We start from the raw sequence: 21,787 nt of genomic DNA, 5'->3' as shown, positions 1-21,787 counted from the left end.
TAGGCTATAAATTTAAAAGCCCCTGCCTTGCAATTGCAAGCAGGGGCTTTGTTTTGCCGGTAAAGATGCGGTGGCCCAGGCCAACGTTAAGAAAAATAAACACCGCTCTTATATTTTGCACCATATAGTTACTGAGCGTCATTTTGCCCATGGTTTGTAAGCCATGAAAAAATAGTTTTAATTTTTCATGGGTATAGAGCCTACGCTACACCTTGCAGATTTTTTGATGCGACGTAGCTTTTTATCCCTTTAATATGTTAATTTGGTGCACCAATTAGACATTGATCAACCGTTAATAATTCATCATGAAATTTATAAAAGCTTTTTTAGTAGGAGCCATATTATGCCCGCTGGCCCTGCAGGCGCAGGATACTTTAAAATTATATTCCGGAGCCATCCCTAACTCAAAACCAACAACACTTACCAATTTTGGTGGCGGCCAGGTTAGGCGCGTTACTACACCGGTACTTGAAATTTATCTGCCCGAAACCGGCAAAGGCAACGGAACGGCTGTTATCGTCATACCCGGCGGCAGTTATAAAGTATTAAGTTATAGCGGCGAAGGTGTGCGTACTGCCAAAGAGTTTGCCAAGAACGGCATAGCAGCATTTGTATTAAAGTACCGCCTGCCTGATGATAACTTTATGGTTGATAAAACTATCGGCCCGTTACAAGATGCACAGCAGGCGCTGAAGGTTGTAAGGGAGAACGCCGCTAAATGGCAGCTGGATGCCAATAAAGTAGGGATAGCGGGCTTCTCGGCAGGGGGGCACCTGGCGTCAACATTGGCTACGCATTTTCAAAAGGCCTATATAGATAACGCTAATAACACTAATCTTCGTCCTGATTTTTGTATTGTGGTTTATCCCGTTGTAAGTATGCAGGATGGAGTAACGCATAAAGATTCGCGCAACAATCTGTTAGGAAAGGATGCGACAAAAACATTGATAGACGAATACTCTAACGAACTTAAAGTTACCGCCAACACGCCGCCAACCTATATAACCCACACCGGCGACGATAAGCTGGTTGACGTTGATAACAGCATATTTTATTACGAGGCTTTACGGAAGAACAATGTTCCAACAGAAATGCACCTTTATCCCAAAGGCGGCCACGGCTTCTTGATGGGATGGGCTCCTGACAGATGGATGCCGAACATGCTTGCCTGGTTAAAAAGCATTAACATGCTTAAGTAAACGTTAAAAATTGTTAAGTAGCAGCAGTATTCAAAAAAACTGATTTACTTTTGATGGGTAAATGAGGTTTTTTATACTGCTGTTTTTGTTTTCAGGATTTTATGTCGGGGCTTTTTCGCAGGGCAGGGTGCGTGGTAAAGTGCTGGAGAATAAAAGCTACATACCCGTGGGCGGTGTAACGGTTGAAAATCTGAAAAACCACGCTACCAACGTTAGTGATACCACCGGTGCGTTCTCTATTGTTGCCAAACCTGGCGATGTGCTAAGTTTTACAAGTTTAGGCTATAAACGTGATACTGTTTTAATAACAGACATGGGTGTAATAACCGCCTACCTGATACCCGACGAAAACATGCTTAAAGAAGTGCAGGTGAAAGAAATTGAATTTCCTCCCGGGGCATTTGCCATGCCGGCACTACTTGGACCATTGGGCAGCAAGGTTGTACGTTATCAGACAGATAAAAGCGGTAACCCAATAGGTGGGCTTAAAATGAGCATAGGCGACCTGTTTGGTGGAGGCAAAAATTCCTTAGAGGCTAAAAAGGAAAAGCGCGCCAAAGAGGAGCAGATAGTTCAGGTTTTTAACAAAATAAATCTTGGCAAGTACCTGCCTATAAGCGGGCAAGAACTCACCAATTTTGTAATATTGTATATGCCCGACGTGAATACTTTTTACGACAAAAATTTTAACATTACAGAGTATATCAGCGTCTGTTACCGCAAATTTATGCAAATGCCTGTAGAAAAGCGGCAATCAAAAACCGAGTTCGCGCTAAAGTGATTTTATAAAGTTTATAATTCTTGATTCACAAAATCCGAAATCGAACATCTGAAATTCGAAATCAAAAACTACACGTTAAACCTGAAGTGCATAATGTCTCCATCCTGCACAATATAGGTTTTACCCTCAATGTTTAGTTTCCCGGCTTCTTTTATTGCACTTTCTACACCGTTATATTTTACAAACTCGTCGTATTTTATCACCTCGGCACGTATAAAGCCTTTCTCAAAATCAGTATGGATAACACCTGCAGCCTGTGGTGCGGTAAAGCCCTCGGTTATGGTCCATGCACGTACTTCCTGCACACCGGCGGTAAAGTAGGTGGCCAGGTTAAGCAGTTTGTAAGCCGCCTTAATCAGTTTATTAACGCCCGATTCTTCCAGTCCCAGATCATCCAAAAACATCTGGCGCTCTTCAAAAGATTCCAGTTCGGCAATCTCAGCTTCAATTTGGGCCGAGATAACCAGCACACCAGCGTTTTCATCTTTAACAGCTTCTTTCACTCGGTCAACATAAGCATTGCCGGTTTTTACCGCAGCCTCGTCAACATTACAAACATATAAAACGGGTTTGGCTGTTAATAACCAAAGGTCGGCAATGTATTCTTTGTCTTCTTCGGGTACAGGTGCTGTGCGGGCTGACTTGCCGCTTAGCAAATGGTTTTTGTATACGGTTAAAACTTCGAAGGTTTTTTTTGCCTCTTTGTCGCCACCGGTTTTAGCCATTTTTTCAACCTTCTGGATCTTCTTTTCTATTGAATCCAGATCCTTCAGTTGCAGCTCAGTATCAATTATCTCTTTATCGCGAATGGGGTCAACACTCCCGTCAACGTGTATTACATTGTCGTTATCAAAGCAGCGCAGCACATGCAAAATTGCATTGGTAGCGCGTATGTTGCCTAAAAACTGGTTGCCAAGGCCTTCGCCTTTGCTGGCCCCTTTTACAAGGCCGGCAATGTCAACAATCTCAATAACATTAGGCACAATGCTTTTGGGGTTAACAATCTCGGTTAATTTAACCAGCCGCTCATCGGGCACAGTAATTACGCCCACGTTAGGCTCTATAGTACAAAACGGAAAGTTAGCCGCCTGTGCCTTTGCATTTGATAAACAGTTAAAAAGTGTTGATTTACCCACATTCGGCAAACCCACTATACCACATTGTAATCCCATTTGTTTTTTATTAGAGTCAAGAAGCAAGAGTCAAGAAACAAGAAAGGTCTTGACTCCTGCTTCTTGATTCTTGTCTCTTGTAAAAGGCGCAAAGATAACAGAAAATACCACCTTGTTTTTTGAAAAAATAAACGACTTTTGTGGCAGATTTTTAAATGCAGTAAAACCGATGTAAAAACAGGCGTATGATGGAAGAAATGGTTGAGCAAATAGAATTATTGCTGGAGGAAAATAACGATGAAAAACTGCGTGATTACCTTAACAACCTCAATATATCTGACGTTGAAGAACTGATAGATGAACTTCCTAAGCATGGCTCCAGGTTTATAGAGATCCTTTCTATTAACCGCGCGGTAAATGTTTTCCGGATCTTGGATTTTCCTACTCAGGAACGAATCTTCAAAAAACTCTCAGGCAGTAAAGTTGCTCAAATTGTTAACGAATTACCACCTGATGATCGTACTGCCTTTTTCTCTGAATTACATGGCGACGCCGTAAAAAAACTGATCCTCCATCTTTCTGCTGCCGACCGTAGGGAGGCGCTTTCTTTATTAGGTTACGATGAATACAGTGTAGGGCGCTTAATGACGCCGGATTACATCGCAGTAAAAAAAAGCTGGAATGTTAAACGCGTATTGGAGCACATAAGGGAATATGGCAAAGGATCTGAAACGATTGACGTATTATATGTTTTAGGCGAAAAGGGGGTTTTACTGGATGATATCAGGATTCGTGAAATTTTAATAGCTGACCCATCAACCAAAGTAAGTCAATTAATGGATGGTAGGCTGATAGCGCTTAAGGCGACTGATCCGCAGGAAGAGGCTATTAACATTTTCAGAATGAATAACCGGGTGGCGCTACCGGTTACTGACGATGACGATGTTTTGCTGGGTATTGTTACGGTAGATGATATTTTGTGGATAGCTAACGAAGAATATACCGAGGATATCCAGAAAATTGGTGGTACCGAAGCGTTGGATGAACCTTACCTGGATATCTCCCTATTAAAACTGGTTAAAAAGCGGGTAGGGTGGCTCATCATTTTATTTTTGGGCGAGATGCTTACGGCAACGGCAATGGGTTTTTTTCAAAAAGAAATTGAAAAAGCAGTTGTGCTGGCACTTTTCATCCCACTCATTATCTCCAGCGGGGGCAACAGCGGTTCGCAGGCCTCAACCCTTATTATACAAGCCATGGCACTTGGCGAAGTTACTATCGCCGACTGGTGGCGCGTAATGCGCCGTGAAATCCTCTCCGGCCTTATGTTGGGCGTAACGCTGGGTATTATAGGCTTTTTGCAGGTAATCATCCGCAGTGAATTTAGTGACATTTACGGCCCTAATTCGTTCCTGGTAGCTGTAACAATAGGCTTTTCTTTAGTGGGTGTAGTTTTATGGGGATCATTAATGGGGTCAATGCTTCCGCTTGTATTGAAAAAATTGGGTGCCGATCCGGCCACATCTTCCGCCCCGTTTGTAGCTACATTAGTTGATGTAACGGGGCTGGTTATCTATTTCAGCATAGCAGTGCTCACTATGCATAATCTCTTGATAAAATAGCCGGATCTATAAAACAAAAAAACCTGTTCGATTACCGGACAGGTTTCCCATTAGATTATAATTGGTTTAGCGTGATTGGTCTTACAAATTATCAAAAGAGAAATCTTCGTCAGCAGCAGCTTTAGCTGTTTCTGTTGATTCTGTAAACTCGTAGCGTTTCTCAACAACTTCCTGATGATCTTTTATATAGTCAATTGTACCGTTCAGGCCTTCAATAAACTTTTCAAAATCCTCTTTGTATAAAAATATTTTATGTTTAATAAATACTCCGTCTTCCAGTCTTTTTTTGCTTTCGGTAATGGTTATATAATAATCATTTGACCGTGTTGCCTTTACATCAAAAAAATAAGTCCTTTTCCCCGCTCTTACCTTCTTTGAAAAAACCTCTTCGCGCTCTCTGTTGTCGAAATCTCCCATGTTAAAATAGTATTGTAATTTAGTTTGATTGGCATAAATATAAATAAATTTTCAATCTGCAAGTATTAAATCAAATAATATTGAGTTTTTTAAAAGATTTATCATACAATGTCGCAAAAATCGCTAATTAAGGTTTTCAGGCTCCTCTTCTTCAAGCAGTTGTTTTTCGTAAAGCTCAAAATAGGTACCCTGCTTACTCAATAGCTCATCATGCGTGCCCTGTTCAACTATCTCGCCATTATTCATCACCAATATTTTATCGGCATTTTTAATGGTCGATATCCGGTGCGCTATAATGATATTGGTTTTTCCCTGCATAATACGCCCCAGGTTATTTAGTATCTCCTCCTCGGTGCGGGTATCAACTGCCGAAAGGCAATCATCAAATATCAGTATCTGTGGGTATTTAGCCAGAGCACGCGCTATGGATACGCGTTGTTTCTGCCCGCCGGATAAGGTAATTCCACGCTCGCCTATCAGGGTTTCAAACCCATGCTCCAGTTTAATAATGTTATTATATACAGCGGCGTCGCGGGCGGCCTGCTCAATAGCGGGCATATCTGCTACATCAGCGCTAAAGGCAATATTATTAGCAATGGTATCAGAGAATAAAAAAACTTCCTGCGGAACGTAGCCAACCTGGTGCCGGTAGTCGGTTAAATTAAGCGCCGTAATAGGTTTTTCATCTATTAAAACTTCGCCTTCGGTTGTATCATACATGCGCAGCATAAGATTGGCAATGGTTGATTTGCCGGAACCTGTACGGCCAATTATGGCAATCATTTCGCCGGGCATAGCTGTGAATGAGATATTTTTAAGCGCCTGAATGCCTGTATCGGGATATGTAAAGGAGACGTTTTTAAATTCGATCAGCCCATCTACTTTATGCGGAGTATCAACTACTGATATAATTTCGGGCTGCTCACTTAAAAATTCATTGATACGTTTTTGAGATGCAGCCGCGCGCTGGATCAGCGAGGTAACCCAACCTAATGCCATTACAGGAAAAGTAAGCTGGCTTAGGTAAACTATAAACTCGGCAATGTTGCCGGGGGTTATGTTGCCTTTCATTACCTCAACCCCACCAATGTATATAATAATAACGTTACTTAAACCTACCAGTAGCAACATCATAGGATAAAACATAGCTTGCACCCTAACCAGCGACATGGAGTGAGTTTTGTAGTGATTGCTCTCCACAGCGAATTTTTCGCGCACAGAAGCCTCTCGTACATACGATTTCATGATACGTATACCCGAAAAGTTTTCCTGCACAAAGCTGGAAAGTGACGATAACCGCTCCTGTATTTTTTCGCTGCGGAAGTTGATGATGTTATTTACATAGTAAATTATAACAGCCAAAATAGGCAACGGCAAAAGCGAAAATATAGCCAGGCGCACATTTACGCTCAGCATAGCATATATCACCAAAACAAATAATACCACGGTATTAATGGTATACATAATGCCGGGGCCGAGGTACATGCGCACCCTGCTAACGTCCTCGGTAGCGCGGTTCATCAGGTCGCCGGTGTTGTGCCTGCGGTAAAATGCCAGCGAAAGCGCCTGGTAATGATCATAGATCTCATTTTTAAGATCGTACTCTATATGCCGCGACATTAAAATAATGGTTTGCCGCATAAAGAAGAGAAACAAGCCCCTTATAATAGCCAACACCAAAACTAAGGCCCCAAATAATAAAAGGCTTGCGCCAAATATGTCGTAGATCACACTTTGCCTGTTAAAGCCCGCAAATAGCTGATAAGTGCTGATGTTTTCGTTTACCAGGTCAAAAGCCACGCGTACAACCTGCGCCGGAAGCACGCCAAATATGTTGGAGATAATGACAAACAATATCCCCGGAATAAGCCTCCAGCGATATTTGAAAAAAAATTTATTTAAGTAGGCAAGATCTTTCATAAAGTCGGAAAGTCCGCATTCCGGGAAGTCCGTTGTCAAATGTAGATTAATACAATTGATTTTTCAAACGATGGACCCGCTAACGCAATTTAAGAATGTAATGAGAGAAGGATTTATCCTCTCAATTTATCAAGCAGGTCGCTCAATAAACCGGCTTCTTCGACAGTAAGATTGTTCTTCAGGAAATCTTTGGTTTTAAACTCTGCATCCATTTTGGCCAGTGTTTCCAATCCTTTATCGCTGATGCGGATATCAACAGCACGTCTGTCTTTGCTATTGGTACAGCGGGTTATCAGCTCTTTCTGTATCAACCTATCAACAATGCGCGATGCATCGCTCATTTTGTCAAGCATCCTTTCCTTAAGCAAGTTTATAGTTGCCGGTTTTGGGTATTGACCACGCAGAATACGCAAAATATTAAATTGCTGGTTGGTTAAATTGTGTTTTTCAAAGTGGCAGCGAAGGGTATTATTGAGCCATCCTTCGGTATAAGCAATATTAACAACTACCTTATGGTAATTGTCTTCAAATTTCGAACTCTGTATTTCGTCGTCTATGCGCATGGCTTATTAACTTTCGGCAATACAAATATGTTTATTTTTTCTATCACTTTTTTGCAGGTACAAAGTGCAACCGCTGTAAAAACGCCGGAGAGTCTATTAATTTAGTTGAGCAATTTAACAAAAATATTGTCACCAAAATAAGTTTGTAAATATTTGCCACTACCATGCAGCGTCCATATTTGGCTGGGATTCACCTGTTTTACTGCTATAAGTATATCGTTCCAGTCAACATGGTCTGATATAAACAAGGTGTCCTCCCGGTTAACCTGAAGCCTGTCCCAACCTGATGCAAACAGGCGCTTTACATCGGTTGCCCGTATGTAACTATTAAAGGTAAAAGGTGGTACAATGTATACGAAGTGGTCCTGCGTTTTCATTAATTTGCGACCGTAAAGCTGGTAATTACCTAAAGAAAAGCCGGCCACCTCGTATATTTTATTAATGGCCATGATGCGGTGGTGCACCAAAACTTTTTTTTGCGGCGCATAATCTGTTATCATCCTTATTAAGCGCTGACTTTTACCCGTAGCGTATGCGCCCAATAGGATATTGCTCTCTATTTTATCCAGCTTTTGTATTTCCAGAACAGGGTCTGGGTGAATGATCTTTGGGTCGGCAAATGTGCTTTCTGTTATCAACACATCAGCGTTTACCCATTCTATCGGTTCGCAGGTGGCGTCGGGCTGTAGTTTATAGTCACCTGTGTACAGGTATTTAACTCCCTTATATTCCATCAACACCATAGCCGAACCCAGCATATGCCCTGCTGGGATAAAGCTGAGCTCCACGCCGTTTATATTGAATGGGGCATTGTAGGGCGCAATGTTAAATACCTTAGCAGCGTAACGGCTATAACGCAGCTCCATAAAGGCGCGGGTAGATGCCGTGCAATAAACTTCTGCATTGCCGCTTATGGCATGATCTGCATGAGCGTGGGATATTACCGCTGTTTTTACCGGCTGGATAGGGTCAAGGTAAAAATCGCCGTATTTGCAATAAATACCATTTTCACTAATAAAAACAAAGTCGTCAATTATCATCATTGGGTACCTGCAAGCTGTAGAAACTGGCTATGCAGCTGTAATATTTGTGGAATAACTAATTGGGTGTCGTCGTTGAAAAGAATATAGTCGGCCAATTCTTTCTTTCTTTCTTCTGTAAATTGCCTCGCTTCGCGTGCTTCCACCTCGGCACGGCTTATCAAATCACGCTTCATTACTCTTTCCAGTCTCATTTCAAGCGGGGCAGCAACCATCAAGGTCTTATCGCAAAATTGGTATGATCCGCTTTCAAAAAGCACAGCAGCCTCTTTTATTACATAGGGCTCATTGGTATAAGCCTTTGCCCACTCATGAAAAGCCCTGAATACGGCCGGGTGAACCAGCGCATTTAGTTTTTTCAGTTCTTCCTCATTCTTGAAAACAATGCCTGCTATATATTTTCGGTTAAGCTGGCCGTCTGTTAAATAGGCGTCAATACCAAAGGTTTTTTTTATTCCGGCTATCAACACTTCATCAACCGTCATTACCTTTTTAGCTTCGGCATCGGCATAAAAAACCTTTACACCTAATATTTCAAACACCTTAGCGGTGATGCTTTTGCCGCTCCCTATGTTGCCTGTTATACCAATTTTCAACATTATTTCTTTACAATAAAGTCGATGTTACGTGGTTCAATTCTCACTATTTTGCAAAAGTCAGGCACGCGGATAATTTTAACAGGCAGTGTGCTGTAACCGTATTTTTTCCAATAATCTAAATCCGCCTGGGCTTCAAACAGGTCCGCATCTATCTCTGCATACCTGTCAAGCGATGTAGTAAACGTAACTTCAATTCGCTGGGGCACAACTTTAATATTATAGTAATTAGCGTTATTAATGATCTTTACCGGGATCTTTATTGTTTTTTCGGTAAACTCATTTACAGGTACCGTAACCTGTACCATTTTTGGATATATGGTGATGTTACCCTGTGCCGGTGCCTTAACGTTAACGCCAGCGGTTATGGTCTCGTTAACGTCCGTCGCTTTTAACGAGTCGGTGGGCCACGCTGTCATTGCGTCTATTTCGCCACTTGGCCCGCTTACTGTAACGTATGATGGCTGGATGATGACATTGTCTGACTGCGAAAATTGTTTTTGATAATTTATTGAAGTCAAAAGTTTAACGGGTATTCGCCGGATACTTCTGTTTGAAAAATCAAAATATAAGGTGTCCGGATTAAAAGCGATTATGGGGTTATCTCGTGGAAGTTCGGCATTGATACTCTGAAGCTGGCTACTTAATGTTATGTAAGGGTGCTCCTCCAGCGACTGCAGATCAACAGTTATGGATGAGCTTTTTTCATTAACCCTTGCAAAAATCATTTGCCAGCCGGTGCCCTTTACAACAGCCTCAATTGTATCTGACTGTAGCGAATGAAACGAACGTTTTAAAGGAACATTTTTATACCTGATAACCTTTTTTGCAGTATAGCTATAAGTACTTGAAAAGGCAACTACCAGCCAGGCACAGATTGCCAGCACGAGACACGTTAAAAAAACCGAGATCCGCCTGCGCTCTGTTACCGATAGTTTTATTATTGCCATTATTGAGCTGAAAGCTAAAAGCGGAAAGGCAAAAGCTATAAGCTTCCCTTTCCGCTTTATAATATAAAATATGCTTTTCGCTTTAAGCTTTCTGCTTTAAGCTTTACTTAGCCGGTGTATTCAATGGTTTTGACGCATCAAGCGATACAGCCGATTTATCAAAACGTAGTTTGCTGCCCAGTTCGGTATCAATTACAATAGTTGTATCGTTTACCTCGGCAATGCGGCCGTGCAAACCAGCCGTAGTTATAATTTTATCGCCTTTTTTCAACTCGTCAGCAAATTTTTTCTGATCTTTTTGTTTCTTCATTTGCGGGCGTATCATAAAGAAATACATTACCAGGATGATTAATCCCAACATAATCAGTTGCTGGTAACCGAACCCGCCTGCCTGTAATAAAATAGTTGTTGTCATTGTTTAAGATTTATTTTTTTGCCAGCACTTCGCCTATTAAATGCACTACGGTTTGCGCAGGATCTGTGTTGGCAGTAACTGTAATTTGTTTGTCTTGTAAGCCTTGTTTGCCCGCACTGTTAAACGTAACCGAAATTTCGCCTTCTTTACCAGGTAATACCGGTGTTTTTGGCCATGTAGGGGTGGTGCAGCCGCATGATGCCACTGCGTTGGTTATAATTAAAGGCTGCATGCTGCCGTTATAAAATTTAAAAACGTGCGTTACTTTTTCGCCTTGGGTTATTTTGCCAAAATCGAAACTTTCCTCGTTAAATTTTAAAATTGCCGGATCTGCTTTAGCTGCTGCTGTAGTATCGGTTGCAGTGCTTTTGCTGCTCTTATCGGCACTGTTACAGGCTGATAAAGCGCCCGCTGCAAGTAAAATTAAAAAAAGCTTTTTCATATTATTCAATCAGGCCTCGGCCGGTTTTACGTATTTTCTTTTCCTCTTTTAATTCAATTAAAATTTTGTCTAAAATACCATTTATAAATGAATTACTTTTCGGTGTACTAAACTCCTTAGAAATTTCAAGGTATTCGTTAATCGTAACCTTAACCGGGATAGAGTTGAAATTTAAAAACTCTGCAATAGCCATCTTCATTAACAAGTTATCCATCATGGCAATACGTTCCGGCTCCCAGTTTTGCGTTTTAATACCAATCATTTCCTGATAGTCTTTATCATACCTGATGGTAGTTTTCAAGAGGTTGGTTATAAATTCGCTGTCTTCGTCCCAATTGCCGGTTACTTCGGCCAGTTTATTCTTAGCAGGCTCATCAAAAGCAAAGTTTTTAAAGGTTTTGGCAATCAGCGCCTGTAAAACTTCCTTATCAACCGGCCAGAAAATAAATTTCTCTTCAAAAACCTGTTCTGCTAAAGTTGATTTGAGTATTACCTTTTTGAAAATGAATTTGATGATGTCCTTATCCGTTTGAATAGTATCACCTGTTTTTTGAAGATATTCTTCGTACTCGGGCGCTGTTTTTAACGCCTTGAAAAGGCCCTTCACCAATTCCGGGTCAAAGCTCCATTCTACTTTGTATTTTTTAATACCTGCCAGGTATTCTTTGTTCTGTTGTAATGATGTGTAAAAGCGGTTGCTTAATATCTTTAAATTGGCATTCAGGTCCTCAGCAGTAGGTAGGTGTTTGTGCGCACGCTCCTCGGCATCCGTTGATGCATATTCTATCACTTCTGAAATAAGAGATAGCATCCAGATATACATTTCGTATACCTTGTCAACGTTTTGAAGTAAGTTTTTTTCATGCTGACTTACACTATTTGCTCCTGTTTGATGATACGCATATAATGCCTGTAATACTTTTACCCGTAGGTGCCTTCTGTTTAACATGTTGTAAGAACGATTTTAGGACTAATCCTGTTTATTATTTATTTAATATGATGATTTTACTTTATTGATATCGGCTAAACGTTTTGTTACCATTTTATTTGCCGCCTGTATAGTTGGTATATTTTCTGCTTTTGAAAGCTTTAATACGTTCCGGGTAGCTTCGTATATATTTTCAGTAAGCTGCAATGAATGTTTTTTGCTAAAGCCCATTAACTCCGAGTAGCAATTAATTACACCTCCTGCGCTTATAACGTAGTCGGGGGCAAATAAAATGCCTTTCTCCAGCAACATTTGTCCGTGCACTGCTTCGTCTTCCAACTGGTTATTAGCCGAGCCGGCAATTATAGCGCATTTTAATTTTTTAATAGTTTGCGAATTTACCGTAGCACCCAATGCGCAGGGCGAATATATATCAGCTTCTATGTCAAATATGCTGTTGTTAGAAATCGCCTGCGCGCCGTATTTTTTTGATACAAAACCGGTGCGTTCTTCATTAATATCACTCACATACACCTTAACGTTTTCATCGCGCAGCAGTTTTACCAGGTTTTCGCCAACATGGCCTATGCCTTGAACGATAACTGATTTCCCGGTAAGGCTATCGGTACCAAAAAGCTCTTTAACAGATGCTTTAATACCCATAAACACACCCATCGCAGCAATAGGGGTAGGGTCGCCGCTGCCGCCCATGGTTTCGGGCAGGCCGGTTACGTTACGTGTTGCGTTTCCATGCGGATATACGCCATATCGCGTGGGTTGGTGCCTACATCCTCTGCCGTTATAAATTCGCCGTTAAGGTTTTTTATAAACCGGCCAAACTTGCGCAGTAAAGCTTCTGTCTTATCGCGGCGCGAATCGCCAATTATTACCGCGCTGCCGCCACCCAGGTTAAGGCCGGATATTGCAGCTTTATAAGTCATGTTTTTTGAAAGCCTCAAAACGTCATCCAGCGCATCACTTTCGTTTTTATAGGCCCACATGCGTGTACCGCCTAAAGCAGGCCCTAAGGTAGTGTCGTGAACGGCTATGATGGCCTTCAAACCTGTATCCGGGTCACTGCAAAACACAACTTTTTTGTGTCCGTAGGTTTCAATTTTATTGAAAAGGGATTCGGTGGCGTCCTTTGATGGCATTTGCTGTTTTTAGGCACAACAAAAGTAGATGTTTTTTTGGATGCGGCAAAGGTTTTTTAACGGACTGAGAAAAGGGCGTTAACACCTTGTATTTAAATCGCGTATTTTTTTATTAATGAGACTTATATCTGTTTGCGTTTTAGCTAATTTTAAAGCGACCTCGTAATTAAGTAATGCCTGTTGGGTGTTTAAATCTGTATATAAATAGCCCATCAATATAAAATAAAACTGATTGTCTTGAAGGTTTAATTTTTCGGCTTCGACAATAGCGCGCTTTTTACCCGCAGTTTTTGATAGTACATAAGCACGGTTCAATGCTCCCATAGAGGAATAGGCTACAATCAACAATTTATCATATAAAGCCAGCACCGCTTCCCACTTTTCCGGGCTATCCATTTTTTGTGTGCGCCAATAAGCAATCATTGCTTCTAAGTGATATTTTGATAAGTCATTTCCGTTTGCAGACCTATGCAAGTATAAAGCGCCCTGGCTTATCAGGTGTTTATCCCACAGAGCAGTATTCTGTTCATCATATAAAATATGGGCTCCGTTGTCGTCCATGCGTGCATCCAGTCGCGAAGCGTGAAAATACATTAATGCAAGCAAGGCGTTTACGACGGGTTTGTTAGTAAGGGCGCTTTCAACCAGCATGGTACATAAGCGGATGGCCTCGAAACAAACATCTTTATTTACTATTTGGTTGTTGTTTACCGAATAATACCCCTCGTTAAATAAAAGATAAATAGTTAAAAGTACAGTATCAAGTCGTGCATCAATTTGTGTTGCCGAGGGTATTTCAATGCTGATGTTCTGCTGCCTCAATTTATCTTTGGCCCTGTACAACCGCTTACTAATGGTTTCTTTATTGGATAGAAAAGCATCGGCAATTTCATCAATACCGAAACCGCAAAGTATACGCAAAGCCAGGCCAACTTGTGCCTCTGTTGGAATAGCCGGATGGCAGATCGTGAAGATCATTTGCAACTGACTGTCGGCAATGTTTTGTGGCGACAGGTCTATCTCGTCCTCAAAAACCTCGCTGTTTCTTTGAAGGTCCGGAGATATTTTGTTTTCGAATAAGGTACTGCGTTGTAATACTGTTTTTGCCTTGTTTTTGGCTACAGCGTATAACCAGGCGGTGGGATTTGGCGGAGTACCGCTGATAGCCCAGTTTTGCGCGGCGGTTGCAAAGGTATCGCTGGCAATGTCTTCGGCAGTTTCCATTTGCTCAAAACCGAACCGCCGGTATAGTACCGCTACTATCTTGCGGTATTCGGTTCTGAATAAATGGGGGATGATCTCCTGCTGTTGCATTAAATTATGAAGCTCCGCGAAGGCTGTGCATTTTATTATTTAGGCGTGCACGCCGTCACCTTTTGCAAGCGCGCGTACTTCAACCGTGTTGCCCTCGCCTTGTAATACGGGGCAGCCTTTTGCAAATTCAGCAGCTTCATCGGCGCTATCGGCCTTTACCACCACATATCCGCCTAAGGTTTCTTTTATTTCGCCAAAAGGGCCGTTGGTTACGGTTTTATCATGATGCACCACTTTTGCATTGTCAAATACCAACCCATCGCCTTTGCCGGCAAAATTACCTGTTGCTGCTAAGCCGTTAAGCCAGTCCATAGTTTGCTGCATCCAAATCTGCATTTGCTCTGGCGAGGCAATTTTGCCGCCGTCCTGGTGTCTGAAAATAAGCATGTAATCTCTCATCGTTTTGTTTTTTAAATGTTACTGTATAAATAAATTATACTCACATATCAAACACACCTCATTAAACCGGACAATAAAGTTAAAATAAATATCAATCCTGCAATCTCACCATGCACTGCACATCCTTATCGCTCAAATACCATTCCACGCAATAACCCTGCGGGTCTATGTCTGAGCGGACAATCATTTGCTGAAAAGTGTTGCCAATAGCGGGCAGGTCCTTCATGTAATCATGCAGCGTAGCGCTAATGTAATTGCCTTTTTTTATGATGATGGTTTGCAGGTTTAGTTTCTCGGCCTCGCCGGATTCCAGTACTTCGGCCGCAGCTTTATAAACAATTAAGTCACCACCTTCGGGACGCGAAAGGCCAAAATATTTTCGTTCGGTTGAAAACGGAATAAGCGAGTGCAGCTTTTGATGCGCCGCTAATACGCCATCAGGAAAAGAGGTCGCGTTAACGTACATTACTGTTATGTCGTTGTCTAATTTGATTGTTTCCATGGCCGAGTTTTTACTGATAACAAATTTATGCTATCGGTTCAAAAAGCTTACAGGGAGTTAGCGACAATTTTGGGGGTGGGATGGGACATTGAATTACTCTCCCGATGCTTCCAGAATTTTTTGCAGCATGCCGTCCGCTACTCTAAAATCAGTTGATTTTATTTTGTCAAAGTAAGGTTTTAGTTGAGTTATAACGCCTCGCTGCTTAGCTAAAACTAACACTCCTAACGTACCCGTATAGTTAAGTTTTAGTTCTGCTGCCAAATTACGGCCTTTCAAATCATCCAAAATAAGCTGCGCGGATGGTAATTCAAGAGCCAGAGCTATAGCACTGGCCTCGCCTATATCAACTTTTTCAGCGTAAAGCAACAATAAGTTAACATCTCGTACCGATTTAATTTCTATCCATTCAGGAAGAGGTTTAGCGAATTCACTTGCAATTTGAGGGGTAGTTACTACATGTTTATAGAGTGAATTCAAAACAGAAAAAGCGTTTATTTTATCTAATAAAATAAAACAACTTGTATCAGTAATAACGGCAAAATTACTTTGAAATTCTTTCGACATCTGCCATCACATCATCAAAAGAATAATTGATATAATTCACACCATGATCAGCGAGAATAGCAGAAAAGCCAGACTTTGTTAGCCCGGCCATATCAGCAGCCTGACCCATTGAAAGTTTACCAGACTCGTAGAGCTTTGCTGCTAAAAATTGAACCGTATCACCATGATTCTCTTCCAAAAAATCAGGAACCTGAAGTGTTAACGTAGTCATGCGCTTTTCATTATTCAATTAAAGATACAATTTTCGTTGCCATTTCCAAAATATCCAACCAAGCAAGCAACCAACCAAAGTGCCATACATTGCGCCTACGATAACGTCTATTGGATAATGCACACCTACATATACTTGCGCAAAACTAATAGACGCCGCCCAGATCAAACTTGCGGGCAATATCCATTTGTAGCGCTTGTAAAAAATAATACATAACAATACCGCTATGGCAAAATGGTTAGCAGCGTGGCTGGAAGGGAAACTGTAGCCCGTGCCGCAGTCGATGCGGTGTACTACCTCCGTTAACTGTGGGGTATTGCAGGGGCGGGCCCGCTTAAAGAGAGATTTTATAATTGTGGCACTTCCATAGTCGGAAAGGGCAAAAGTTAAAGCCAGCAATAAAATAATGATCAGCCCTTGTTTTTTATAGCGCCAAAGGCAAAACACAAAAATGAAAACGTAAAGGGGAATCCAAACACGGGCATCGCGCAATATTGGCATCAACAAATCAAAAAACCAATTACCCACATCGTGGTTAATGAAATGGAATAATTGCTGATCAAGATGTAGCAGAAAATCGGGCATTACGACAAATATAAACTAAGATTGGTAGGATGAGCGGATTTTAGGATTTTATAGCTACTATCCTTACATCATCAAATCCTGTAAATCATAGTGTAAATTATTCTATTTTTGCACCACTTTATTTTTGAACTTTGACACTTATAAAATCAATTTCGGGTATAAGGGGTACCATAGGCGGGGCGGCCGGCGATGGTTTAACACCTCTTGATATAGTAAAATTTACATCGGCATATGGCGCCTGGATTATAAAAAACGGGGGCGCTAAAAAAGTAGTTGTTGGTCGCGATGCGCGCATATCCGGCAGTATGGTTAATAACCTGGTAACGGGCACATTAATGGGTTTAGGTATTGATGTGGTTGATATTGGCCTGTCTACAACCCCGACAGTTGAAGTGGCGGTGCCTTTAGAGCAGGCGGGCGGCGGCATTATATTAACAGCAAGCCATAACCCAAAACAGTGGAATGCGTTAAAACTTTTAAATGCAAAAGGCGAATTTATAAGCGACGCCGATGGCAAGGAACTGCTCGAAATTGCTGAAAGCAGTGCTTTTGAGTACGCCGAAGTAAACGCTTTAGGTAAGGTAACTTATGACGAAAGCTATTTGCAGAAACACATAGACCAGATACTGGCCCTGCCTTTGGTTGATGTTGAAGCAATTGCCAATGCTAATTTTAAGGTAGTTATTGATTGCGTAAACTCTACAGGCGGCATTTTTGTACCGGCCTTATTAGCAGCCTTAGGCGTAAAAATTGTTCACAAGTTGTTTTGTGAGCCAGATGGTGAGTTTCCGCATAACCCGGAGCCGCTGCCTGAGAATTTGACGGCACTTTCAAAAGAGGTTTTGGCCAAAAATGCTGATTTGGGTATTGCAGTCGATCCGGATGTTGACCGGCTTTGCTTTGTTTGCGAGGATGGCAATATGTTTGGCGAGGAATATACGCTGGTTGCAGTTGCAGACTATGTAATGAAAAATACAAAAGGCAATACCGTATCAAACCTGTCATCAACCAGAGCCTTGCGCGATGTTACCGAACTGGCAGGCGGAGAGTACTATGCAGCCGCAGTAGGAGAGGTGAACGTGGTAAACAAAATGAAGGAAGTAAATGCTGTGATAGGCGGCGAAGGCAATGGCGGGGTGATCTATCCTGAGTTGCATTACGGGCGCGACGCTTTAGCGGGTATTGCCTTGTTTTTAACACATCTGGCAAAATATGGTAGGCCCGTTTCTGTTTTACGCCGCTCGTATCCGGGTTATTTTATCTCAAAAAATAAAATAACGCTTACGCCCGAAATGGACATTGATGCACTGCTGCTAAAGGTGGAGGACCGCTACAAAAATCAGCCATACAGCACTATTGACGGACTTAAAATAGAGTTTGATAAGCAATGGGTACATTTGCGCCGTTCAAACACCGAGCCTATTATCCGCATCTATTCAGAAAGCGAATCTGAAACAGCGGCTAATGGTTTGGCTAATAAAATAATTGCCGATATAAAGGAAATACTCAGCTTGGCTAATGAGTGAATTAGTGATTGAGTGAATTAGCGATTGTTTAAGTTGTCTTAATTTATATAAATTGAGACATGGAAAGATTAAGTAAAAACGAATTCGCGGAACAATTTCGTGAGAGGACAAAAAAATTTGTCGTAGATAATATCCGATTGTATCAATCTTTGCCCAAAACGGAGGAAGCGAAGATAATTGGCAGGCAGTTATTAAGGTCTTCGTCTTCTGTTGGAGCGAACTATAGAGCAGCTTGTCGGGCAAGATCACAAGCTGAGTTCCACTCAAAAATATCCATTGTTGTTGAAGAAGCAGACGAGAGCGTTTTTTGGATGGAAGTAATGATTGAAACGGACATCCTATCTTCTGAAAAAATAAAAAATTTGATGAACGAAGGAAACGAAATACTAAAAGTAGCAGCTTCTGCCAGAAAAACCGTAAGCGAAAATAAACGATAAGAAATCACTATTAAGTTCAAAGTGTAAATAAAAAATCACTCATTCACTAATTCAATCCCTCTCTCATTAAAAACTATGCGTGTTTATTTAGATAATGCGGCTACTACACCGCTTGATCCCGAAGTTATAAAGGTAATGTGTGAAGCAATGGAGAACAGTTTTGGAAATCCATCCTCCATTCATGCTCATGGGCGAGAGGGGCGTACGCTTGTTGAAAGAGCACGCAAAACCGTTGCCGGATTATTGCATACTTCGCCCGCCGAAATATTTTTTACCGGTAGCGGTACCGAAGCCGATAATATGGCTATCCGTTGCGGTATAATTGATAACGGTATAACGCATGCTATAACTACCAAAATTGAACACCACGCCGTTGTGCATACGCTGGAGGCCATGGAGAAAGCCGGTGTTATTAAACTGAGTTTTGTTGATATTGACGACAAAGGCAACATCAGTTTAGAACATCTGGAAGAACTGCTGAAAAATAACGAACGGACTTTTGTATCCTTAATGCAAGCCAACAATGAGATAGGCACGCTTACTGATATTGAAAAAGTTGGTAACCTGTGCGAACAATACAATGCTATTTTTCATTGCGATACTGTACAAACCATGGCGCATTATCCACATGCGCTAAACCAGCTAAAAGTGCATTTTTTAACCTGTGCGGCACATAAATTTCACGGACCAAAGGGCGTAGGCTTTTTATACATCAACCACAAAATAAAAATTAAACCCCTTATTTACGGCGGCGCACAAGAACGCAATATGCGTGGTGGTACAGAGAATGTGTATGGCATTGCCGGGCTGGCAAAGGCACTTGACTTAGCTTACGCCGATATGGACGATAAGCAACAACATATACAGGGCCTAAAAACCTATATGATTGAACAATTAGAGGCTATTATTCCCGGTATTAAGTTTAACGGCGAAACCGCGCCGGATAAAAGCCTGTATACGGTATTGAACGTTTCGTTCCCCGAAACAGACATTGCCGATATGTTGCTGTTTAAATTGGACATCGCGGGTATTTCAGTATCCGGGGGTAGTGCATGCAGCTCTGGTACAGATATAGGTTCACATGTACTTACTGCTATTGGCGCCAGTTCTTCGCGGCCATCTGTAAGGTTCTCTTTCTCAAAGTACAATACTAAAGAAGAGATAGATTTTGTTATCGAAAAACTACGCGAACTTTTTAGCCCCCTCTAAATCTACCCCGGCAGGGGAGACTTTAATAAAGTATTTACAAGAAGCCCCTCCCTTCCGGTGAGATTTGGGTGCGGCTTTTTTGGCATGGTTATGGTTTATTAATTTGTAATTAAAATAATAAACCTATGGAAATGAATAATCAAAATTCCGGAAACGGTAATCGCCCAGATGAAACTCCTGAAAGAAGACAATCAGAACAGGAAGGTTCAGGATATAATCCACAAAGAGAGCAGCAACAACAAGATTCAGGTAACGATGCTTCTTACAGTGAGCAAAGTGATGTAACCCCACCTAACGAGCACGAGTTTCCTGCAGAGGGACCTGCGCGTGGAGATTTTCAACCTCAGCACCATAACCGCGGCACCGGCAGAATGGTAGGCCATGAGCCAGGCACGGAGAGTTTATAAACAAAAAGCATCTACCTTTAAAAACATACACCTATGATTTTACAAGAAAACAAATTTGGGTACGACCCGGATAACTATGATGACGAACCATCAGACTATGTAAATAGCGAAACGGCTTATCCCGCAGATGATCTGTCAAGGGATAGCGCCGAAGAATTTGAGGATGACGACGAATCAATTGACGTGGACGATGAAGATGATCTGAGTGATGACGTTGTGGAGAACGGCGATGATTTAGATGACGACATTGCCGATGATGAAGACCCGGAGGTTGATTATGAGGAAGACGATAGCGATGTAACCGAAGATGATCCTATTAACGATGACGTAACAGATTATCCGTCAACTGAACCTGAAGCTTTTACGCAGGAAGATAAAAAGCCAGTGTTTATTAAGGATATGCCTTATATAGACCATGCAATGCCTGGTGTAACATCCCATTAAAAATTGTATACTTATATTAAAGCAAAACGGCTCCCCGGATCTCCGGGGAGCCGTTCTTATATAGCTATAAAATTAATTTTGCATCATTTTTAAAAATGCGCCAAGCTCTTCTTTCATTTCGCGGCGGTCAACTATAAAATCCAAAAAGCCGTGCTCCTGTACAAACTCAGCAGTTTGGAAACCTTTGGGCAAATCTTTCTTAATGGTTTCTTTAATAACGCGTGGTCCGGCAAAGCCAATTAAAGCGCCCGGCTCAGCAATATTAATATCGCCCAGCATTGCGTATGATGCAGTTACACCACCGGTAGTCGGATCCGTCAATAAAGATATGTAAGGTATTTTAGCCCGACCTAATAAGGCCAGTTTAGCCGATGTTTTAGCCATTTGCATTAGCGAGAAGGCGGCCTCCATCATGCGCGCACCGCCTGATTTAGATATCATCAGGAAAGGTATTTTGTTCGTTATGGAGTGATCAATAGAACGGGCTATCTTTTCGCCGACTACAGATCCCATTGATCCTCCTATAAAATTGAAGTCCATGCAGGCAATTACCAGGTCCTGTCCGTTTATCTTTCCAACTGCAGCGCGTATAGCATCTTTGAGACCGGTTTTAAATTGGGTCTCGTTAAGCCTGTCGGTATATTTTTTTGAATCTGTAAACTGTAATGGATCACCTGATACCATGTCAGCGAACAGTTCTGTGAACTCGTTATTATCAAACAGTACTGAAAAATATTCCTTTGACCCAATACGCAGATGGTATCCGCAATAATGGCAAACGTATTGATTTTCAACCTGTTCAGAATAGTGGAGGGGCTTTTTACATTGAGGGCATTTGTTCCACATCCCATCGGGTGTTTCCTTCTTTTCCTCAGTAGTCGTAATTATCCCTTTTGATTCTCGTTTAAACCAACTCATATCTGTTTCTAACTCTTTCAAACTGATGCAAAGAAACGAATATTTTGTTAGATATGAGATTTGAGATAATAGATTCGAGATGGAATTTATGAATTAAAGCTAAAAATCTCATATCTCGTATCCCAAATC

At 41.5% G+C, this 21,787-nt stretch carries 25 protein-coding genes and 2 pseudogenes; 8 read left to right on the top strand and 19 right to left on the bottom strand.

What is annotated here, in order from left to right:
- Positions 1-4 precede the first annotated feature (4 nt).
- A pseudogene (locus ACVW2L_RS12690) lies at positions 5-187 on the bottom strand (DUF418 domain-containing protein); the annotation flags it as partial.
- Between the two features lie 118 nt (positions 188-305).
- On the opposite strand from ACVW2L_RS12690, the gene ACVW2L_RS12685 reads away from it, so the two are divergent.
- Both ACVW2L_RS12685 and ACVW2L_RS12680 read left to right on the top strand, forming a co-directional pair.
- Entirely contained in the window at positions 306-1,199 is an 894-nt protein-coding gene (locus tag ACVW2L_RS12685) for an alpha/beta hydrolase (RefSeq protein WP_457128340.1), read from the top strand.
- A gap of 61 nt (positions 1,200-1,260) precedes the next feature.
- Positions 1,261-1,980 (top strand): hypothetical protein, encoded by a 720-nt coding sequence (locus tag ACVW2L_RS12680; protein ID WP_457128339.1) that lies wholly within the window; start codon positions 1,261-1,263, stop codon positions 1,978-1,980.
- Positions 1,981-2,048: 68 nt separating this feature from the next.
- Here ACVW2L_RS12680 and ychF read toward each other — a convergent pair whose 3' ends face one another.
- Positions 2,049-3,152 (bottom strand): redox-regulated ATPase YchF, encoded by a 1,104-nt coding sequence (gene ychF, locus ACVW2L_RS12675; RefSeq protein WP_457128338.1) that lies wholly within the window; start codon positions 3,150-3,152, stop codon positions 2,049-2,051.
- A gap of 185 nt (positions 3,153-3,337) precedes the next feature.
- Here ychF and mgtE point away from each other — a divergent pair, with 185 nt between their 5' ends.
- Positions 3,338-4,714, top strand: coding sequence for a magnesium transporter (gene mgtE / locus ACVW2L_RS12670; RefSeq protein ID WP_457128337.1), 1,377 nt, complete (start codon positions 3,338-3,340; stop codon positions 4,712-4,714).
- Between the two features lie 81 nt (positions 4,715-4,795).
- Here mgtE and ACVW2L_RS12665 read toward each other — a convergent pair whose 3' ends face one another.
- From ACVW2L_RS12665 to ACVW2L_RS12590, 16 genes and pseudogenes are all read right to left on the bottom strand, one after another.
- Positions 4,796-5,131 carry a DUF3276 family protein gene (locus ACVW2L_RS12665; protein ID WP_457128336.1) on the bottom strand — a complete coding sequence of 112 codons (336 nt, stop codon included), beginning with the start codon at positions 5,129-5,131 and terminating at the stop codon, positions 4,796-4,798.
- A 123-nt stretch (positions 5,132-5,254) separates the two neighbouring features.
- The gene (locus tag ACVW2L_RS12660) at positions 5,255-7,051 is read right to left on the bottom strand and encodes an ABC transporter ATP-binding protein (protein ID WP_457130197.1); all 1,797 of its coding nucleotides are present in this window, start codon (positions 7,049-7,051) and stop codon (positions 5,255-5,257) included.
- A gap of 113 nt (positions 7,052-7,164) precedes the next feature.
- A complete protein-coding gene (locus ACVW2L_RS12655; protein WP_457128335.1) occupies positions 7,165-7,614 on the bottom strand; it encodes a MarR family winged helix-turn-helix transcriptional regulator in 450 nt (149 codons plus the stop codon).
- 101 nt (positions 7,615-7,715) lie between these two features.
- Positions 7,716-8,657 (bottom strand): MBL fold metallo-hydrolase, encoded by a 942-nt coding sequence (locus ACVW2L_RS12650; protein ID WP_457128334.1) that lies wholly within the window; start codon positions 8,655-8,657, stop codon positions 7,716-7,718.
- A complete protein-coding gene (gene coaE, locus ACVW2L_RS12645) occupies positions 8,654-9,253 on the bottom strand; it encodes a dephospho-CoA kinase (RefSeq protein WP_457128333.1) in 600 nt (199 codons plus the stop codon). The genes ACVW2L_RS12650 and coaE overlap by 4 nt, the downstream gene beginning before the upstream one ends.
- Positions 9,253-10,200, bottom strand: a complete 948-nt coding sequence (locus ACVW2L_RS12640) for a CdaR family protein (RefSeq protein WP_457128332.1) — start codon at positions 10,198-10,200, stop codon at positions 9,253-9,255. Before ACVW2L_RS12640 ends, coaE begins: the two co-directional genes overlap by 1 nt.
- A gap of 103 nt (positions 10,201-10,303) precedes the next feature.
- Positions 10,304-10,615, bottom strand: coding sequence for a preprotein translocase subunit YajC (gene yajC, locus ACVW2L_RS12635; protein WP_457128331.1), 312 nt, complete (start codon positions 10,613-10,615; stop codon positions 10,304-10,306).
- 10 nt (positions 10,616-10,625) lie between these two features.
- Positions 10,626-11,057, bottom strand: coding sequence for a DUF1573 domain-containing protein (locus tag ACVW2L_RS12630; RefSeq protein ID WP_457128330.1), 432 nt, complete (start codon positions 11,055-11,057; stop codon positions 10,626-10,628).
- 1 nt (position 11,058) lies between these two features.
- Positions 11,059-12,006 carry a transcription antitermination factor NusB gene (nusB, locus tag ACVW2L_RS12625; RefSeq protein ID WP_457128329.1) on the bottom strand — a complete coding sequence of 316 codons (948 nt, stop codon included), beginning with the start codon at positions 12,004-12,006 and terminating at the stop codon, positions 11,059-11,061.
- Positions 12,007-12,048: 42 nt separating this feature from the next.
- A pseudogene (locus tag ACVW2L_RS12620) lies at positions 12,049-13,139 on the bottom strand (Glu/Leu/Phe/Val family dehydrogenase).
- A 78-nt stretch (positions 13,140-13,217) separates the two neighbouring features.
- The gene (locus ACVW2L_RS12615) at positions 13,218-14,453 is read right to left on the bottom strand and encodes an RNA polymerase sigma factor (protein ID WP_457128328.1); all 1,236 of its coding nucleotides are present in this window, start codon (positions 14,451-14,453) and stop codon (positions 13,218-13,220) included.
- Between the two features lie 39 nt (positions 14,454-14,492).
- Positions 14,493-14,852 carry a YciI family protein gene (locus tag ACVW2L_RS12610; protein ID WP_457128327.1) on the bottom strand — a complete coding sequence of 120 codons (360 nt, stop codon included), beginning with the start codon at positions 14,850-14,852 and terminating at the stop codon, positions 14,493-14,495.
- A 91-nt stretch (positions 14,853-14,943) separates the two neighbouring features.
- Entirely contained in the window at positions 14,944-15,354 is a 411-nt protein-coding gene (locus ACVW2L_RS12605) for a transcriptional regulator (RefSeq protein WP_457128326.1), read from the bottom strand.
- 93 nt (positions 15,355-15,447) lie between these two features.
- Positions 15,448-15,921, bottom strand: coding sequence for a DUF3368 domain-containing protein (locus ACVW2L_RS12600; protein ID WP_457128325.1), 474 nt, complete (start codon positions 15,919-15,921; stop codon positions 15,448-15,450).
- On the bottom strand, positions 15,899-16,132 hold the full coding sequence (locus ACVW2L_RS12595; RefSeq protein WP_457128324.1) for a UPF0175 family protein: 234 nt from the start codon (positions 16,130-16,132) through the stop codon (positions 15,899-15,901). Before ACVW2L_RS12595 ends, ACVW2L_RS12600 begins: the two co-directional genes overlap by 23 nt.
- An 18-nt stretch (positions 16,133-16,150) precedes the next feature.
- A complete protein-coding gene (locus ACVW2L_RS12590) occupies positions 16,151-16,717 on the bottom strand; it encodes a phosphatase PAP2 family protein (RefSeq protein WP_457128323.1) in 567 nt (188 codons plus the stop codon).
- Between the two features lie 131 nt (positions 16,718-16,848).
- Here ACVW2L_RS12590 and glmM point away from each other — a divergent pair, with 131 nt between their 5' ends.
- From glmM to ACVW2L_RS12565, 5 genes are all read left to right on the top strand, one after another.
- Positions 16,849-18,243, top strand: coding sequence for a phosphoglucosamine mutase (gene glmM, locus ACVW2L_RS12585; RefSeq protein WP_457128322.1), 1,395 nt, complete (start codon positions 16,849-16,851; stop codon positions 18,241-18,243).
- Positions 18,244-18,302: 59 nt separating this feature from the next.
- Positions 18,303-18,680, top strand: coding sequence for a four helix bundle protein (locus ACVW2L_RS12580; protein ID WP_457128321.1), 378 nt, complete (start codon positions 18,303-18,305; stop codon positions 18,678-18,680).
- A 75-nt stretch (positions 18,681-18,755) separates the two neighbouring features.
- Positions 18,756-19,889 carry a cysteine desulfurase family protein gene (locus ACVW2L_RS12575; RefSeq protein ID WP_457128320.1) on the top strand — a complete coding sequence of 378 codons (1,134 nt, stop codon included), beginning with the start codon at positions 18,756-18,758 and terminating at the stop codon, positions 19,887-19,889.
- Positions 19,890-20,014: 125 nt separating this feature from the next.
- Positions 20,015-20,296: a hypothetical protein gene (locus ACVW2L_RS12570; protein ID WP_457128319.1), complete on the top strand. Its 282-nt coding sequence runs from the start codon at positions 20,015-20,017 to the stop codon at positions 20,294-20,296.
- Between the two features lie 33 nt (positions 20,297-20,329).
- Positions 20,330-20,740: a hypothetical protein gene (locus ACVW2L_RS12565; RefSeq protein ID WP_457128318.1), complete on the top strand. Its 411-nt coding sequence runs from the start codon at positions 20,330-20,332 to the stop codon at positions 20,738-20,740.
- A 72-nt stretch (positions 20,741-20,812) separates the two neighbouring features.
- On the opposite strand, the gene accD is transcribed toward ACVW2L_RS12565, so the two are convergent.
- Complete coding sequence (gene accD / locus ACVW2L_RS12560; protein WP_457128317.1) at positions 20,813-21,658, bottom strand: acetyl-CoA carboxylase, carboxyltransferase subunit beta; 846 nt, start codon at positions 21,656-21,658, stop codon at positions 20,813-20,815.
- Between the last annotated feature and the right edge of the window lie 129 nt (positions 21,659-21,787).

The sequence above is a fragment of the Mucilaginibacter sp. HD30 genome (assembly GCF_054061755.1).
This window is presented reverse-complemented; position numbering and strand designations above follow the sequence as displayed.